This is a genomic window from Pseudoalteromonas sp. G5_S1_14_S5, from assembly GCF_054968605.1.
The window spans coordinates 1-17,321 of sequence record NZ_JBQKUM010000062.1; the positions used below are offsets into that span (position 1 = coordinate 1).

The window sequence follows — 17,321 nt, forward strand, 5'->3', positions numbered from 1 at the left end:
CTCATCATGAGGCCTTTTTCTGTTTGTTTCGTAGTTTGTGTTGAATACTTTTATTGAGCTTCAGCTAGTGCAATACCGCGCTGAGTTAGGCCACAAAGCATTACAGGAACTGCATTGAAGATCTCTTCAAACTGTTCTAAGCCTTCGATACCTTGTTCTGAAAGTGTTGCGATTGAAGTTTCTGGATCGTAAAGCATGCTCAGAGAAAGTAGAACGCCGCCAACCAGGGCGTTGTCTTCGCTATCTTCAGGCATTAGCGTTTCCCAATCATCACGAGCAATCTGCCAGCCTTGAAGTAAGCCTTCACAGAAATCACGAGCAGCAGTATTAACCACTTCCTCTTCGTCTAATTGACAAGCTTCAGGCCAAACCCAAGTGCCTTCGATTAATTCTGGACGAGTTTTGTTCCAAAGCGCAATGATTACTTCAATGTAGCTTTCTAGTTGCTCGCCGTCAGTGAAAGGAGCGACTTCTTCGCCCCCCCAAAGGAACGGTAGCCACTCATGCGGGGTTAACACATTAGGTGCTGCAGCCATTGCAGTGACAAAGCCCATGGTTTTGTGTTCTGTGATTAGCTTTCCTTCCAACTCTGGAAGCGCAAGAATATCTTGTAAAGTCAAAGTGAGGTACCGTAAAAGGGAACATATTTGCGCTTATAGTACCAATGAACTTGTGCCAATCAAGCTTCAATCTAAAAAGGCTTGATGTCGTTGATGATAAACACTAGGTTTAACAGAAAAGAAAACAATAAAAGAATTATGCAGATACGGTCGTCTTTAAAGAAAAAAAGCATGGTAGCGCTTGGGTTATATCTTGCAATGTTTATCGCTATTGTCGGTAGTGTGACGTATTACGTCGTAGAATCCCCTGTGCGCGCCAAACTGCAACAGAACCTCGACCTTCGTAGGCAATTACTGTCTTCGTTGATTACAGAGCCACTCAGCAGCTCTCAAGGCTTTGTTGATAGTTTAGTTGGCTTTGCTCAGGCACATCGTAAAGGTGAAGATATTATCCCGCTGTTCAAGTCGATGTTAGCCGCGAGTGACGACACCATCGTCAGTGCTGGTATTTGGCCTGAACCTTTTATGCTCGATTCTGATAAGTTGCTGAACAGTTACTTCTTCAACAAAGCTGACGACGGAACCATCGATCAGCTTTTTTCTTACAACAACCCTAAAAATGCCCCCTATCACGAAGAGCATTGGTATACCTCGGTGGTCGATGAACCGCAGGGAACCATCTCATGGAGTGATGTCTACATCGATCCTTACACGCACGTTCGAATGATCACAGCGTCTTCGCCTTATTATTACGATGACACCTTTGCAGGTATCGCGACGGTGGATCTCTCTTTGGAAGAGTTACTGGATTTTATTAAGAATCACGCAGAAGAGTACAACCTCGGTATTACCTTGAGAGACAAGCTCAACAAAGTCCTGATTTCTCATAACTTTAACCTTGTTGAAGGGATCTACATTAGTAGCAATCAATTCGGTGAATTTGGCTGGCAAGTCGATGTCGTTAACTCTAAATCCCGGGTAGCAGACGAAGTGTTTCGTCAGGTGATGAGTATCGAGGGAGGTATTGTACCCTTGTTGCTACTCTGTGTGATGGCGGGTTATTACTTACTGAACCGTTATTTAATCACTCCAATTACCAACATCGCCACTCAAGTCAACAGTACAAAAGCCGGTGAAGTGATTGATGTTGATTACTCAAGTCATGATGAGATCGGCCACCTGATCAAAACCTTCAATGAGAAGACGGTATATCTCGAAGCCGAAAAAGTGAAAGCACAAGCATCAACCAATGCGAAAACGGCTTTCCTTGCGACTCTGTCACACGAAATTCGTACCCCAATGAATGGTGTATTGGGGACCGCGCAAATTCTGTTAAAAACTCCGCTTAATGCTGAGCAAGAGAAGCACCTAAAGAGTCTGTATGAATCAGGTGATCACATGATGACCTTGCTGAACGAAATCTTGGATTTTTCTAAGATTGAGCAGGGTAGGTTAGACCTTGATGAGACGCGCTTCCCTCTGGATTCGATCATCGGCAGTATCAACAGTGTTTACTACACACTGTCTTTTGAGAAAGGGCTCCAATTTAAGGTGTACTCGGAAGTGCCTTCCGGTCGCTGGTACTTCTCCGACAAAGCACGCTTGCGCCAAATTCTATTTAACCTCTTAAATAACGCAGTGAAGTTCACCTCTCGCGGTTTTGTTGAGGTTTACCTTAAAGAAATAGTCGAAGGTAGCGATACTTACCTCAGCATTCGAGTTCGTGATACAGGTATCGGTATATCTAAAGAGGCGCAAAAGCGTATTTTTAAACCGTTTGAACAAGCAGAGTCTTCGACGACAAGACGTTTTGGTGGTACAGGGCTTGGTCTAGCCATTGTAAAGAAAATTACTCAACTAATGGATGGCAACATTACCGTCACAAGTAAAGAGGGGATAGGCACGAGCTTTAACGTGCGGTTAAAAATTCAACCTTCTCAGCCTGGCGAAATAGAGAGCTTGCCACATAAGAAGTTAGATTACTCTGGCTTGAAGGTGCTGATCGTTGAGGACAATCGAACCAACACGGTAATCATTGAGACCTTTATGAATAGTAAGGGCTTTACTTGTAAGAGCGTTGAAAACGGTGAACTGGCGATACAGGCGCTTGTTGCTGAGCGATTTGATCTCGTGTTGATGGATAACCACATGCCAGTTATGGACGGCGTAGAATCAACAACAGCCATTCGAGCGTTAATTGGTGAAGTGTCTTCTGTCTTGATATTTGGTTGTACGGCTGATGTCTTCAAAGAGACTCGTGAGCGCATGCTTGGGGCTGGAGTCGATTATATCATCGCTAAGCCGATTGATGAGCGTGAACTTGATGATGCCTTGTTCCGTTACTCTAACAAGCTTTATCAATATCATGAAACCAAAAACCAGAATGACAACGGATCTCTGGGGGAACTTGTGAGCTAAAATAGTCACGATGTAAACCTTCATAAAAAGAGCCTAAGTCGCTCACTACCGAAACCTGATCTGCGCAACAAGGACAATACCGAAGAGCTACTCGTGACACTCTATGTCGCGTTAGAAGACAATAACCTAGACCTGATTCAATCGGCGTTAGAAAGTCTGCGTAAGCATGTCGAACTTATGGACAATGCTGAACTTTCTCGCCAAGTTGATAAAGCATTAGAACAGGTTTCTTTAGGCGATCCGCCGACTCAAGATGTGATCAACATTATTACCGTCAGCCTGCCTATGGCGCAGCTGTTGTTTAATTACGAAAAGTTAATAACGAAATGGCCAAACTTTAACCTCAGTGGTTTTTAGTCGATGCGACTGGTTTTTAAATGGTTTTAGTTGTTAATTTACAACTTTATTTTTAATTTGAAATGTATGACTACTAATCTTGTGTTTTAATAGCGACACTATCTTGTTGGGCGTGAAGGAACCTTGTTTATATGTTGCTAAATCACTAAATAGGTAGTGATATATTTTAGGTTTAACGTTAAATGAAGTCTCGTGGTCCATTTTGTATTCGTAACGCAGCGGCGGATACATTTGCTATGGTAGTTTTCTGTTTTATCTCCGGCATGATCGTAGAAGTGTTCATCTCTGGTATGGCGTTCGAGCAATCTCTTGCTTCTCGCACGCTGTCGATTCCTGTAAACATTGCGATTGCATGGCCTTATGGTGTGTTTCGTGATTGGTTCTTGCGTAATGGTGCAAAAATTTCACAAAGCTTGTTGATGAAAAACCTCTCTGACTTAATGGCTTACGTGTTATTCCAGTCTCCAGTGTATGCTGGTATTTTGTTAGCTGTTGGTGCTTCAAGCGACCAGATCGTGACTGCGGTAACCAGTAACGCAGTGATCTCTTGTGGCATGGGTGTATTGTACGGTTACTTCTTAGATATGTGCCGTAAGTGGTTTAGAGTTCCAGGTTACTATCAACAAGCTTAAGAAAAGCAACAAGCTTAAGAATAGAGACAGCATCAAATTTGGTTTGTTTTTGATCTAATGAGTTAATTTCTAATCGAACAAACTTAAAAAGGTACTTTTTTTGATAATGCCCCTTGACCAAAGCATGCAGAATCAATAAAGTAGCGCCTCGTTGAGTGACGAGCTCAACACAACCTGTGGAAGGATGGCTGAGTGGCTTAAGGCGCTCGCCTGGAAAGCGAGTATACGTTTATAGCGTATCTGGGGTTCAAATCCCCATCCTTCCACCACTATTCTAAACCCCAGCAGAAATGCTGGGGTTTTCTCGTTCTTGGGCAGCTAAATTTTTATATCTTTCTTCCTTTCGAAACATTACTTTCTCAAATCCTTTTTGTGGTCGCTACCCCCACTGTTTATGTTGAAGCATTTTGAACAAGATTAGCGATTGATGTCACCGATAAACGCTTGACTTATTGTCATGAATCTACAAGATTTAGAGTAAGCAACATTATGAATAATCTTAACTCTTAGGAATCTATCGCATCATGACAGAAACCCTCGTTTCTCCGTTGCTCTCCTTTACCATTGCGATCTCATTACTGTTCATTGGTAAAGGCTTAATCGAGCGCTCTGAAGTATTAAGGAAGTATTCCCTACCAGAGCCAGTTATTGGCGGCTTTGTTTGTGCTGCTTTTGTCGCTGCGCTTTACTATCTCTTTGAAATCCAAATTACCTTTAGCCTTGATGTTAGGGACTTTTTACTTCTTTACTTTTTTGCTGGTATTGGTCTTCAAGCTGACATTAAGACGTTAGTAAAAGGTGGGCGGCCACTGTTTATCCTGCTCTGTCTGGCTTCGACTTTTATCGTTCTTCAAAACGTGGTGGGTATGGTCGTCTCATCGGGTTTTGGTATGGATGCGAGAGCAGGTTTGCTGTCAGGTTCTATTAGCTTGATTGGCGGTGTCGGTACAACCCTAGCTTGGGCGCCAATGTTTGTTGAAGAGTTTGGTATTTCTAACGCGCTCGAGCTTGGTGTGGCTTCCAACACGGTTGGTTTAATTGCAGCGTGTGTGATTGGTGGTCCGATTGCCAACTACCTTCTCAATAAACATAAAGTGAGCCCTTCAAATGAAGAAGATTTAACGGTTGGTGCATTCCAAGAGAGTGAGACCAAAACTGAGCTCAGCCACTACGGTGTTTTATGGGCATGGTTAATTTTAAACCTGACACTTATGCTGGGTTATAGCTTGAGTGAAGTTATTGAATCAATGGGCTTAAAACTGCCTCTATTCGTAAGCTGTTTAATCGCAGGTATTTTAATCGGAAACGTTGGTCGGGCTTTGTTCAAGAAGCGTCGCACACAAGAAAAAATTGCCCAAGGTCGGAAAGGGTTGGCAATGATCTCCGATATCTGCCTGGGCATGTTTTTAACTATGGCATTAATGGGACTCCGCATTTGGGATCTTGACGGGCTGTTTGGCTATATCTCTGTGGTCATGAGCATCCAAATTCTACTTTCGCTGCTATTTACAGTGTTTGTCGTTTATTACTTGATGGGAAGAAACTACGATTCAGTGGTGATATGTTCTGGCTTCGGAGGCATCACTTTAGGTTCGACTGCAACAGCGATTGTAAACATGACTGCCGTGACTCATCGCTACGGTGCGAGCCCACAAGCATTTATCGTAGTGCCTTTAGTGTGTGGCTTCTTTGTCGATTTGATTAATGCGCTTGTGATCAGTTTCTTTGTTGGGATGTAGTATTTCTCTGGTCTATTTTGCTAAATCAAAAAAGCCTAGCGTTGAAGTTAGGTTTTTTTGTATCTATGTTTTTCGTCTTTATTGGTGTACATCGTCTTCGACCAAATGTATGTTCAGTTCAGGCGGCAGCTGAGTGTTGTTCGTGTAGATACGGTCAAAATCATTCAGTGATTTTACCTTCAGAGCAGCAAAGCGACCCCATTTACTAGCATCTGCGACTAGCCAACTTTTACGGCTGTTCTTTATGATTGACTTGGATAGGTCAGCTTCAACTTGCTCATGTTCCATGGCGAAATGACTGTCTGTTACTGAACCACAACCACAGATGCCGATGTCTGCTTCAAAGTCGGAAAAGAAGTGGACTACGCTACTGCCAACCATATCTTGATGCTCTCGTCTGAACAAACCACCTGCCAAATAAACTTCAATCTGCCCATTTGCCTCAAGGATGCGAGCGACCTGAAGGTTATTGGTGATCACGCGCAGAGCTGGCTTTGCCAATAAGTACTGTGCGATTCGAGTGACGGTCGTACCAATGCCCATCATAACCGTTGAGCCTTCAGGTATCGCATCGGCAACTGCTATAGCAATACTGTCTTTTGTTTCTGACTCAACACCAGCGCGGTATCTATAACTGGTATTGGTGAGCGTAGTAGGTAGGCTGACGCCTCCATGCACTCTTCGCGCTAGACCTTGCTCACACAGGTAGTTTACATCACGACGAATGGTTTGGGTTGTGACAGAAAATAACTCGGCTAAGTGGTCGATCTGAATATCTTGGTTAGCTTTGAGCGTTACGAGTATTTCTTTCTGGCGGTGGTTCAGTTCCATAGAAGCCCACTAAAATTGGTTTGGTACGTCAGTGATGATGTTATCGACGCCTAGGTTGAAATATTTAGCCACCAATTGTGGATCGTTCAGAGTCCATATTTTAAGGACTGCACCTGAAGTTTTGATCGCTTTTGCCGTTTTTTCATCAAGAATGCGGTGATCGATATGAATACTGTACAGATCCAGTGATTGAAGAGATTCCAGGCTGAAATCGTTCCACACTTCACAGATGAAACCACGTCTAACCTCTGGCATCATCTGTTGGCAAAGACTTAGCGCCTCTATTTTGAAGCTTGATATGAGCAGTTTTTCAATAGGGAACTGCTTTTTCTCAATCAGTGCGATCACTGTTTCAACTAGAGGTTGAATAGCCTTATCGTCATAAATTTTGACCTCAAGGTTCAGAGTTACATCAAGTTCTAAACACTTGTCGAACGCTTCGCTCAAAGTAGGAATCGTTGTCCCCGCGAACTCGCTATCAAACCAACTGCCAGCGTCTAAAGTCTTGAGAGTGGTTAAGTCTAAGTCGGCGATATTGCCCGTGCCGTTAGTACAACGATTGACTGTCTTGTCATGAAAAACCATAGGGATGCCATCAGCGCTCAACTGGGTATCAATTTCAATCCATTTAGCACCAGCTTTCGCTGCGTGTTCAATACTCACTAACGTATTTTCAGGTGCTAAAGAAGCGGCACCGCGGTGGCCTGTGATCATAATTCAACCTCGATGTTCATTTGAAAATTCAGGAAACAGTAGCTCTACTTTATTACAGATTTATTAACTCTCCACCATATTGCGCTGTTTTAAATGAGAACTAGTTAAAAAGAGTTGGATAGAGTTTGTATAATAGTGAGACCTTGTACTCACTATGTTCAAGTCGCTAAGATAAATGTTCATATGAATGTAATAATTCACTCACATACTCTACGAAAACTTAATAACCCCCTCTATATTGAGAAAACGATAGCCACATAAAGGTGATTAAAAATGAAAAAGCTATTAGGTACAGTAATTATGGCGGCAACGCTGCTTGTTGGTTGTGGTGAATCTGACAAGTCTGGTTCTGAAGCTAAAGACGAGCCGATCAATATCAACATGAGCCTTGTGTTCACTCAAAATGAGCTGCTTACACAAGAGCTAATCAAAGCGACCGACAAAATTCGAGAAAGAACCGATGGCTCGGTAAACATTAAAGTTTTCCCTGGTGGTCAATTGCCTGTTTACAAAGACAACTTGGAACAAGTGGTTAACGGTGCCAACTGGATTGCCGTAGAGGATTTGACTTATCTAGGTGATTACGTGCCTGACTTCGCTGCACTGGCAGGTCCAATGCTATACAACACTTACGATGAATATTTAGCGATGATGGACACTGATTTCGTCGCTGGCCTTAAAGCTAAAGCGGAAGAGAAAGGCATAAAAGTATTGAATGCAGACTACATGTTTGGCTTCCGCCACATGATCACCAATAAAGAGATCGTTAACTCTGATGACATGAAAGGCATGCGTATTCGTGTTCCACAAAGTCAGCTGTTCATTAGCACACTTTCAGCAATGGGCGCAGCTCCAGCTTCTCTTCCATTCCCTGAAACCTATGCAGGTGTTCAACAAGGCGTTGTCGACGGTCTTGAAGGTTCTATCCTGACAATGTACTCAACCAAGATCTACGAAGTGGCTAAGAACATGTCTTTGACTAAGCACTTCCTTGGCACAGTGGGTATCTACATTTCACCAACGCTTTGGGACAAATTTACGTCAGAGCAACAACAGATCATCAACGAAGAGCTAGAGGCTGGTGCTGAATCTAACACTGCTGAGTTAGTTAAATTGGATGTTGAATACACTCAAAAACTAGAAGAGCTAGGTGTTACCTTCAATGAAGTAAATTCTGAAGAGTTCAACCAGTTGACGGCGGATGTGTACAACCAGTTCCCAAGTTGGAGTGAAGGCATACACGCGACGATCATGAAAGAGCTAGAAACGATCCGAGCTGCACAGTAGTCCTGCAGAACTTAATTTGTAAATGATTACGGCCTAAATATTCTTAGGCCGTTTTATTCCTGAAATACCCACGTTGTATTAGGTATTTCGCTGGAGAAGTCTTTTGTTTTTATTGAAAAATATTGAAGAAATCCTCGCTTCTATCGCTATTTCGATCACCGTTTTGGTTGTTATCGTTAACGTCGTCTTGCGTTATGGATTTGGCTTTGTTGTCCCTTGGAGTGAAGAGTTATCGGTTATTTGCTTCATTTGGGCTGTATACTTAGGGATTAGCTCCTGTTACAAACACAAGCTTCACATGGGGGTGGATGTGGTAGTTTCCATGCTACCAGAAAAAGCAAAAACTCCATTTAGATTGTGTGTTTCCGTTTTCCTACTGGCTCTGAACATTTTGATGGCGGTTCTGAGTTATCAATATCTCATGCTATCTAACAAAGTAACGCCAGTTATGGGCGTATCATATTTTGTTATCAATGGCGTGTTGTTGCTTTGTTTCTCATTGATGGCGATCCACACCGTTCGATTTATCGCGAACGATGTCGCTTCTCTAAAGCGCTCTTCTAAGTAGGTACGATTCATGGAAAGCTATCTTCCAATCCTTATTCTGTTTGTTCTGTTTCTTTTGAACATCCCCATCGCGTTTTCTCTGATTGCATCGGCGATGGTTTACTTTCTTTTTATCAATGACTCTATTCCTGTGAGCTTGGTGATGCAGCGTTTTATTAGCTCTGCTGAGTCTTTTCCGTTGTTGGCCATTCCGTTCTTTATCATGGTGGGTTCGGTGATGAACTATGCCGGGATCAGTAAGAGCTTACTCGCCTTTGCCGATTCAATTATTGGGCATAAAACCGGTGGTCTTGCTCAAGTGAATGTCGCATTGAGTACTCTTATGGGGGGTATCTCTGGATCTGCAAACGCTGATGCAGCGATGCAGTCGAAGATTCTTGCTCCCGAGATGACTAAGCGTGGGTATGACTTGCCATTCACGGCCGCTGTAACAGCTGCGTCATCAAGTATCAGTCCAGTGATTCCACCGGGTATTAACCTAATCATCTTTGCTTTATTAGCGAACGTGTCAGTCCATCAAATGTTCATTGCGGGTTACGTTCCGGCATTTTTGATGGCGCTGTCGCTAATGGTGACGATCGCGTTCATAGCTCGCAAACGCCGTTACAAACCGTCGCGCTCTGAGCCTGCTTCTGCCAAAGAGCGTTTTCATTACTTCTTGAAAGCGATTCCGGCACTGTTGATCCCGTTCGGCATTATTCTGGGCATGCGTTTTGGCTTGTTTACGCCTACTGAAGCGGGTGCGATTGCCGTATTGCTTTGCGCTATTATTGGCATCTTCGTTTATCGTCAATTGGGCTTCCGCCATATCCCGCTGATCATGCGTGAAACAGTGCAGGGCACCAGTAGTGTCATGTTCATTATTATCGGTGCCATGGTCTTTGGTTACTACATGACGCTAGAGCAGATCCCACACAATGTTGCATCGGCTTTGATTGAGCTGACAGACAACAAGCTCGTCTTACCGTTGTTGATAAATGTCCTGCTGTTAGTGGTTGGCATGTTCATCGAAGGTGGTGCCGCGATGATCATACTCACGCCATTACTATTGCCAGCGGTGCTTAACCTAGGTGTTAACCCGGTTCACTTCGGCATCATCGTGATTGTGAATATCATGATTGGTGGTGTGACTCCGCCATTTGGCTCGATGATGTTTACGGTTTGCTCGATTTTAAAAGTTCGTATGGTCGACTTTGTAAGAGAAGTGGCTCCGTTGTTGCTAGCACTACTCACGGTTCTGATGTTGCTGACTTTCTCTGAAAGCTTAGTGATGTTTTTACCGAATTTGCTTTAACACTGTTTAGTGATTGATTATTTAGAGGTGTAGAAATGAATTCGGTATCGAATGAATTGAACCACAATTGGAAAAAGATAGATTGGGTGTTAACCGATGTGGATGACACCTTAACCTGGCAAGGTCAATTGCCGCCTGAGACCTTGTTCGCTTTAAGTAAGCTTCGAGATTCGGGCAAGAAAGTGGTTGCGGTAACGGGGGCTTGTGCTGGTTGGTGTGATCATATTGCTCAGCTGTGGCCTGTTGATGCGGTTCTCGGCGAGAATGGCGCCTTCATTATGGAAAAGAAAAATGGTTATCTGACATTGCGCTCAGATATTCCTTTGCCTGAAGTTAGTGCTAATCAGAACAAACTGAAACAACAAGTCTTAGCTATTTTGAGTGATTACCCAGAGCTCAGTTTAACGTTGGATCAGTCGTACCGTTTGTGTGAGGTCGCGATAGACATCGGTCAAAACCGTCCCAAAGTGGATGACGTGATTATTGAAGAGATAGTTTCGAAGATTCACGCGTTAGGTGCACACGCCACAACAAGCTCCATTCACATTAATGCTTGGTATGGTGAGCACTCTAAGAAAGCAACATCGACCGCTTTTCTCAAAGAAAAGGGGCTATCTGACCAAGCGATCGTCGAGCGTAGTTGCTATGTCGGTGACTCGATGAACGACCAATACATGTTTGAAATTTTGCCGAACAGTGTCGGTGTGGCAAATATTCAGCATTATTGGGAACGACTAGAGCATCACCCATCAGTAGTAATGAGCAAACCTGGAGGATACGGTTTCTCTGAGTTTGTCGATAAGCTGCTTGCCTTAAAATAGCGACTGTTTCTCTGCTTCAAATAGTCGATAGTGAACATCAAACACAGCTTATTTCTTCGTTGGATTGAACTGTGTTTTTGTTTTATTAGAGAAGAATACATATTTCTTCTATGTGATATTTGCTTATTGTGAGCTTTTGTTGTGTCATACCAATCGTAGTAAGTAACTTTTCACCCTAGCTTGTTAAAAACCTCGATAACTTCGTTATAATTTTTGATTGTAGAATAACTACTTATCGAAAAATTCTGCCTTGTTCTCAAGCTTTTTTCCTACGCTATTTTTGATCACTTACTTACTGTGATTGGTATCAGTCGAATCACAAGGAATTTGAATGCAACATTTTAATCTTCGTGCGCTTGCGTATCTGAATGCGTTATCAAAATATGGTTCACTGCGTAATGCATCTAAGATGATGAACGTTGACCCTGCGGCAATGAGTAGAATGCTGACGCATCTCGAAGCACAAGCAGAAATGAAGGTGTGGGAACGCAACAATCGCCAATCACTGCTGACTGAAGCGGGTAACGAGTTATTGAACTACTACCGCTCCATCGTTCGCAGTGAAACGGCGGTGCTGGCTCGTCTAACTAAGTTGAAAAACCTCAAGGGCGGTAACGTTAGTATCGCTATAGGAGAAGGGTTTATCACTAACTTGGTCTCTAAACCGATGCAGACCTTCATGGCTCGATACCCTGATATCAATTTATCGATTGAGATAGCGGGTGCATTGGATGCGGTGAAATTGTTGGAAGATCAACAGATCGATTTCGCGATTACCTATGCGTCTGCTCCTCACCCTAAACTGCATTCACACGTCGAGCGCAGCCACCCTTTAGAGCTTATTGCTCCAAAAGGGCACGTACTGACGACCCAACAAGCACCGGTGACAATGCAAGATATTAGAGAGGCCTCTATTGCTTTGATCGACAACTCGACAGGTATGGGAAGGCTCGTAAAGCAGGCCGAACAAAACTCTCATCTCACTTTGCAACCTAAGCTTCAAACTAACTCGGTTACCGCACTCACTAACTTTGTTTCGGCAGGCCTAGGCGTGACCTTTATGCCTAAGCTCACTGTGCTTGATGAGATCAAATCGGGACAAATTGAAGTGGTTGCGATTGGGCTAGATACCTTCTCTAAAGCGACGGTCAAAGTTCAATCTCTCAAAGGTCGTGCGCTCTCATTGCAAGCCGAAACCTTTTTAGACTTTCTTATCGAGAACGCTACATTCTTAAGTCATGATGCTCACAATATCTAGAGAAGTGCATTGGCTCAGATTTAGTTTAAGAAATTTGATAATTAATATGTATCAAAAAGCTAGTGATTGATACACTGGCTTGCATCTTAATCTTCCCAATCATTTGTAATTTCATAACCTGATTAACGACTATTCATTTGGATATTCAATCCAACTAGCTCCATCAAATGTGACGTAATATTTTCCATCGACTTCAATAACTGTTGAGCCAGAATTTTGCGCTACAAGGCGTGTCTCCGGTAAATTTTGGGTTAGTTTCTCTGGGCTAAACTGTGTATCACTGTAGATATCTTCTTCTAAAATATTGGATACCAACTGTGAGAGTGCTAGGTAGCTTGAAGGTGCTTTGACATGTATCGTCTCTCCGTTACGTTTGATATTTTCTCCGAAAACTTTAATACCTACAGGAGCATGTACGATACTAGGGGCTGGTATTTCTCTCATACCTTGTATTTGCATTCTATCGCCACGCATGCCTGCTCCGTGTTCTGGTACGAGAGCAACAACAATATTACGTTTTGATGCTTCAAGTTGTTTGAAAAAGTCATAAAGATCGTCAAGCAGGTTTTTCAAACGCTTTTTATAACTGATCATTGACGTACTTGACTTAGAATTTATGATTCGATTGCCATCATGTAGTGAAATCGAATTATATAATGCTACGACTTTTTCATCACTGCTGTTTAGCCTTTGTTGTAACCAGTTATCTAGAACTTGTCTGTCTCGGAATATTGAAGAGCCGTCAAATGACTTTTGGTAAGGCTTAAATCCGTCCTGAGGCATGAGTTCTGATGCTATGTTGCCGCCCTTTTTTACGAGTTCAAGGAACCTGTCAAAGACCCCGTTATGGTTCATTAGTAGGTTCTCTTCGAAGCCCAGATTTTTGAGGTTATCAAACAGGTAACATTGGTCCGAAGGCGCTGATGCGAACAGCTGATTGTGTTCTTGTTGACCACAACTCGCTCTTAATAGACGTATAAGAGCTGGGCCACTGTATGATGTGCCTGAACTAAAGTTGTCAAACATGATGTCGAATTCTTTAAATAATGGGTGATCAGATAACCCCGCTATTTCGATGTCGCTCCAAGCGACTGAACAAATACTCAAAAAAAGTAAATCAAAAGAAGTTGATGCTTGACTGCTTTGACTAAAATCGACAGAACGAGACGCTTCTTTTTCAAAAAAATTTGCAGTTATTTTATTCAGGGATTGGTCATTTATTTCAGTTGTTTGTGGTTGCGTTGGTATGGTGAACTCGTTTATTTGTGTTAAATCAGTGCTTACAACCTGAACAGAAGTTTCGGTACTGTCTGGTAGGCTGACATAAAGCATCGCTATAACGATAAAGACTGAGATACGTAGAAATCTACTAAGAATGTAGTAACCAGCACATAGAGTAAATAAGCCTAGCAATGATTCAACTGAAACAAATCGTCTCATAAGCTCAATAAGATATCCAATCTCAAACTGTGCTAGTTGTCCTACTTGCGTCCAAAGCCTATCCAGTGGGGGAAGGTAAGAATCATAGTGTAGTAACCAAGCAGCTATCACAACTGCGATAAGATGGCGAGTTAGGTTGATCGGCTTCGGTGTGACGGGAAGTAATATAAATAGTAATAAGGCGAAGTTTTCAATTGGGTGGAAGTCAATCGTCCCCTGAACTAAAAGAGCCACTTTTGCGATGAAATAGATGTTCCACCAACCCAAACTCAGATTTGAAATGGTGGAATCTTTAAGATTTGGTTTCATTATTCCAGCTTCTTATTTTTAGTGATAGTGGCATCTTGTTCGAAATACCGTGAACGTGTGAAGTGACGTTGATAAAGAAGTATACTAAATTCAACAACATCACGAAGAAAGTAACCGAGTACTCCCCCAATTAAGACGCTGATAGTTGTTGTGAGTAGAAAATCATTAATGTTCATGTGGTTCCCTTTTAGGCGATAATTCTTTTTATTGCAAATAGGGTGGAGGTATCTGAAATGGGGTGATGAGTATCTGAAAAAATCTTTTTTTCTATCGTTAGTTGCGAGACTTCAGATGAGATTAAGGCCTGATCTTTTATGATGTATTGCAATTCGGCTTCGATATCATGTTGAGTGTCGTAAGTTTGAACCGTATAAAACAGGTCGCGAATAGGAAACTCGAAGACATTACTGAGTGCAATGTTGATATCGTTGTGGCGGATCGCACTAAAAAGGATATAAAGCGCATTAGTACATGCAGTAACAACGTCACCATCTCTACGGATATGGCAGAGGCGTAGGCATTCCTCAGCCGTCATTCCTGGTAACAAACTAAGCTTGATAAGCGCAAACCTAACACTCGATCGTGATGACATAGCAATCAACTCACCACAATAATCGTTAAACTCAGTGTTTAGCAAATAACCTTTATGTCCGAATTTAAGGTCATATTTGAGTAAAGATTCGATATTTTTTGGTAATGGGCGAGTGGATAGCTGGCCTTGTATTGCCTCTACTTGCGTCATAAAGCGCATGTGAGGAAGTTGAACAGGACAAATCAAATTGACACCTGCACGAAGTAGAAACTTTTCATCTGTGTATCTCAGACATTGCTTGGTCTCTCGGATAACAATTTTTAACTGATTTCCTGCTTTAGCTCGTAACCTAAAGCAGTCAACAGCCAATTGCCTGACTTCCTTTTGATCGTTGCAACTAAAGATAATGGTTGAAGCTCTAGGGCTATCGAGCATTTCTAATAGCATTTGGTTATCACTAGCTAAGTGCATGCTTTTGGGAACCTTTACACCTTCACCTAAGGCTTCTTTACTCACATAAACTCGGTCACTATCAGCTTTGTCTTCGATGGTGTCTGCCAAGCTTTGATTCTGATTCAATGTAGCTTCTAATTGAAGGTTGTATGAACTCGAAAGAATATATTCGCTGTCAGACTTAACACCATGTTTATTTGACCAAAAATCAACAAGGTAGTTATAACTAGACTCATCGATTGGGGTCATCGTTGCAAGCCCTGCGATGTAGCGGTTATTTGTGAGCAATTTTGGTCTTAATATTGACGTTGCAAGGTTACCGTAAATACATAAGTTAATGGATAAGTGCTTTTGATTCGCAAGATTCTGTATACTAGATAGAAATTTATTAGTTTGCTGATCATCACAATGCAATAGCAAAGTATCATGAATAAATAAAATACAAGTAGACTGTCGTTTTATACTAATCCTCTGAATATCAAGGCCGAGTGAGATTGGATCTAATGTTTTCAGTGATTGATGTTTGCTAAAAAAATACGTTTGTTCGAATGATTTTTTTCTTAAGTTATTGATTCTTTCTTTTGTTTCTTCAGTAAAACCTGTCAAAAATGTTTCTTTGTCAGTAAACACTATAAGTGAAGTGTTGTTTTTGTTTATTAATAGTTTGAATAAGGAATCGACTGCTAGTCTTTTGTGGGGGAATAAATTCACGTATACAGACCTGTATTCTCTTCCACTGGTCGCTGCTGGTAATCCATGAATCGAGTGCATAAAATTCCTTAATTTCATTTGTTAAAGTCTAGTTTCCATTAGTACGTGATTCGAAGTGTTATGTTTTGTAAATGCGTTTTATTGTGATTTAATGAAGCTATATTAACAATTTCCGAAACGCAAAAATTGTGCATACTTGTTCATAATAAGCCATAAGCCATAAGCCATAAGCCATAAGCCATAAGCCATAAGCCATAATCCATAATTTTGGCGGTACTCACATTGTTAATTTAAATATAGAAGTTTCGCGAGCAGTGGCAACTTGTTTTTCTTTGGTGGGGGGCTGGATTAATTTTTCGCTGAACTAGAAAAAGACATTAATGTGAACTAAACTTGTCTAAGGTAGTCCTCTCTTGGAAAGACTTAATGGCTGAATTAGCAAAAGACATTAATTTTATTTACTCTTCCTTTAACGTTTTACAACATGAGTACATAGAAACGACAGAGGATGCATCTTATGTACGAGCTAAAAGTAAGTGGTTAATATTTCAATCAAAGCGGGGGAATAATATTAAAGAGTTTGTAGTGAAAGACAATGACATATATGGAAGCTAAATGAAGCAACTTGTTTTAACTAGTCTACGCGGTGGTTGTGGGTCGACAACTATAACGGCAAATCTTTCACAGGCGTTGGTTAAAATTAATAAGCAGGTTCTCGCAGTAGATGCCGACCCAGCGAATCTCTTGGGAATACACTTAGGGCTATCACTTGACGAACATGATGGCTGGGCACCAAGACGCTTACAAGATAAAAGGCTACTTGACGCGGGATATATGAGCCCGCAAGGAGTGCTTTTTTTACCTTTCGGCCAATTATCTTTCGAACAGCATCTTCAGTTTGAAGCAAACAGAAATAAGCACCTTTACTCGTTAGTAAAAGCAACATTAAATGTCACTGAAAATCATAGTGAACAGTGGCAATTATTTCATTTAGGGCTATCCGCTCTGAACAGTTTAACAAATCAAGGCTGCATTGACGCTATAGATATGGTATTCATCGCGATTACCGCCGATGCCGTCAGCTATAGTGCTCTTCTATCATGGACTGAACGTTGTCCTATCTTCAATGAATTATTAGGGAAGAATAAGCTACGAATTGTCATCAACCAGTATCAACCAGAAACCGAAGTTGGTCGCGACTTCATGATCGTACTAAAGAAAGAATTTGGCTCCATATTAGTGCCAGTATTACTCCATCGTGATACTGCTCTGCTAGATTGTGTTGCCAACCTTACTACGGTTCAGCATTATTCTCCGGTTAGTCAAGCGGCTAAGGACTTTCAATCCTTGGCTTTTTGGTGTGTTTCAGCGCTTTCACCTCATCATTCCCAAGGCTAA

The 17,321-nt window shown here is 41.9% G+C and carries 16 protein-coding genes and 1 tRNA gene; 12 read left to right on the top strand and 5 right to left on the bottom strand.

The genetic code is table 11. From position 1 onward, the window contains the following. Positions 1-50: 50 nt before the first annotated feature. Positions 51-620 (bottom strand): UPF0149 family protein, encoded by a 570-nt coding sequence (locus ACTRWI_RS16920; RefSeq protein ID WP_499132984.1) that lies wholly within the window; start codon positions 618-620, stop codon positions 51-53. Positions 621-791: 171 nt separating this feature from the next. On the opposite strand from ACTRWI_RS16920, the gene ACTRWI_RS16925 reads away from it, so the two are divergent. From ACTRWI_RS16925 to gltS, 5 genes are all read left to right on the top strand, one after another. Then, the gene (locus ACTRWI_RS16925) at positions 792-2,978 is read left to right on the top strand and encodes a hybrid sensor histidine kinase/response regulator (protein ID WP_499132985.1); all 2,187 of its coding nucleotides are present in this window, start codon (positions 792-794) and stop codon (positions 2,976-2,978) included. A 93-nt stretch (positions 2,979-3,071) separates the two neighbouring features. Beyond that, the gene (locus tag ACTRWI_RS16930; RefSeq protein WP_499132986.1) at positions 3,072-3,335 is read left to right on the top strand and encodes a hypothetical protein; all 264 of its coding nucleotides are present in this window, start codon (positions 3,072-3,074) and stop codon (positions 3,333-3,335) included. A gap of 182 nt (positions 3,336-3,517) precedes the next feature. Continuing rightward, the gene (locus ACTRWI_RS16935) at positions 3,518-3,967 is read left to right on the top strand and encodes an L-alanine exporter AlaE (protein ID WP_499132987.1); all 450 of its coding nucleotides are present in this window, start codon (positions 3,518-3,520) and stop codon (positions 3,965-3,967) included. A gap of 178 nt (positions 3,968-4,145) precedes the next feature. After that, a tRNA-Ser gene (locus ACTRWI_RS16940) sits at positions 4,146-4,236 on the top strand. A 255-nt stretch (positions 4,237-4,491) separates the two neighbouring features. Further along, positions 4,492-5,706: a sodium/glutamate symporter gene (gene gltS, locus ACTRWI_RS16945; RefSeq protein WP_499132988.1), complete on the top strand. Its 1,215-nt coding sequence runs from the start codon at positions 4,492-4,494 to the stop codon at positions 5,704-5,706. 78 nt (positions 5,707-5,784) lie between these two features. On the opposite strand, the gene ACTRWI_RS16950 is transcribed toward gltS, so the two are convergent. Then, positions 5,785-6,537 carry a DeoR/GlpR family DNA-binding transcription regulator gene (locus tag ACTRWI_RS16950; protein WP_499132989.1) on the bottom strand — a complete coding sequence of 251 codons (753 nt, stop codon included), beginning with the start codon at positions 6,535-6,537 and terminating at the stop codon, positions 5,785-5,787. 9 nt (positions 6,538-6,546) lie between these two features. After that, positions 6,547-7,251 (bottom strand): glycerophosphodiester phosphodiesterase family protein, encoded by a 705-nt coding sequence (locus tag ACTRWI_RS16955; protein ID WP_499132990.1) that lies wholly within the window; start codon positions 7,249-7,251, stop codon positions 6,547-6,549. A 273-nt stretch (positions 7,252-7,524) separates the two neighbouring features. Here ACTRWI_RS16955 and ACTRWI_RS16960 point away from each other — a divergent pair, with 273 nt between their 5' ends. The 5 genes from ACTRWI_RS16960 to ACTRWI_RS16980 all read left to right on the top strand — a co-directional run bounded on the left by ACTRWI_RS16960 (position 7,525) and on the right by ACTRWI_RS16980 (position 12,478). Beyond that, positions 7,525-8,538 carry a C4-dicarboxylate TRAP transporter substrate-binding protein gene (locus ACTRWI_RS16960; RefSeq protein ID WP_499132991.1) on the top strand — a complete coding sequence of 338 codons (1,014 nt, stop codon included), beginning with the start codon at positions 7,525-7,527 and terminating at the stop codon, positions 8,536-8,538. A gap of 103 nt (positions 8,539-8,641) precedes the next feature. Beyond that, positions 8,642-9,106: a TRAP transporter small permease gene (locus ACTRWI_RS16965; protein WP_499132992.1), complete on the top strand. Its 465-nt coding sequence runs from the start codon at positions 8,642-8,644 to the stop codon at positions 9,104-9,106. Positions 9,107-9,115: 9 nt separating this feature from the next. Next, a complete protein-coding gene (locus ACTRWI_RS16970; protein WP_499132993.1) occupies positions 9,116-10,399 on the top strand; it encodes a TRAP transporter large permease in 1,284 nt (427 codons plus the stop codon). A gap of 35 nt (positions 10,400-10,434) precedes the next feature. Continuing rightward, positions 10,435-11,220: an HAD-IIB family hydrolase gene (locus tag ACTRWI_RS16975; RefSeq protein WP_499132994.1), complete on the top strand. Its 786-nt coding sequence runs from the start codon at positions 10,435-10,437 to the stop codon at positions 11,218-11,220. Positions 11,221-11,551: 331 nt separating this feature from the next. Continuing rightward, complete coding sequence (locus ACTRWI_RS16980; protein ID WP_499132995.1) at positions 11,552-12,478, top strand: LysR family transcriptional regulator; 927 nt, start codon at positions 11,552-11,554, stop codon at positions 12,476-12,478. Positions 12,479-12,607: 129 nt separating this feature from the next. On the opposite strand, the gene bcsG is transcribed toward ACTRWI_RS16980, so the two are convergent. Continuing rightward, a complete protein-coding gene (gene bcsG / locus ACTRWI_RS16985) occupies positions 12,608-14,227 on the bottom strand; it encodes a cellulose biosynthesis protein BcsG (RefSeq protein ID WP_499132996.1) in 1,620 nt (539 codons plus the stop codon). A 187-nt stretch (positions 14,228-14,414) separates the two neighbouring features. Further along, positions 14,415-15,983: a cellulose biosynthesis protein BcsE gene (gene bcsE, locus ACTRWI_RS16990; protein WP_499132997.1), complete on the bottom strand. Its 1,569-nt coding sequence runs from the start codon at positions 15,981-15,983 to the stop codon at positions 14,415-14,417. 366 nt (positions 15,984-16,349) lie between these two features. On the opposite strand from bcsE, the gene ACTRWI_RS16995 reads away from it, so the two are divergent. Together ACTRWI_RS16995 and bcsQ are read left to right on the top strand one after the other, a co-directional pair. Continuing rightward, positions 16,350-16,538 (top strand): hypothetical protein, encoded by a 189-nt coding sequence (locus tag ACTRWI_RS16995; protein WP_499132998.1) that lies wholly within the window; start codon positions 16,350-16,352, stop codon positions 16,536-16,538. Continuing rightward, the gene (gene bcsQ, locus ACTRWI_RS17000) at positions 16,539-17,321 is read left to right on the top strand and encodes a cellulose biosynthesis protein BcsQ (protein ID WP_499132999.1); all 783 of its coding nucleotides are present in this window, start codon (positions 16,539-16,541) and stop codon (positions 17,319-17,321) included.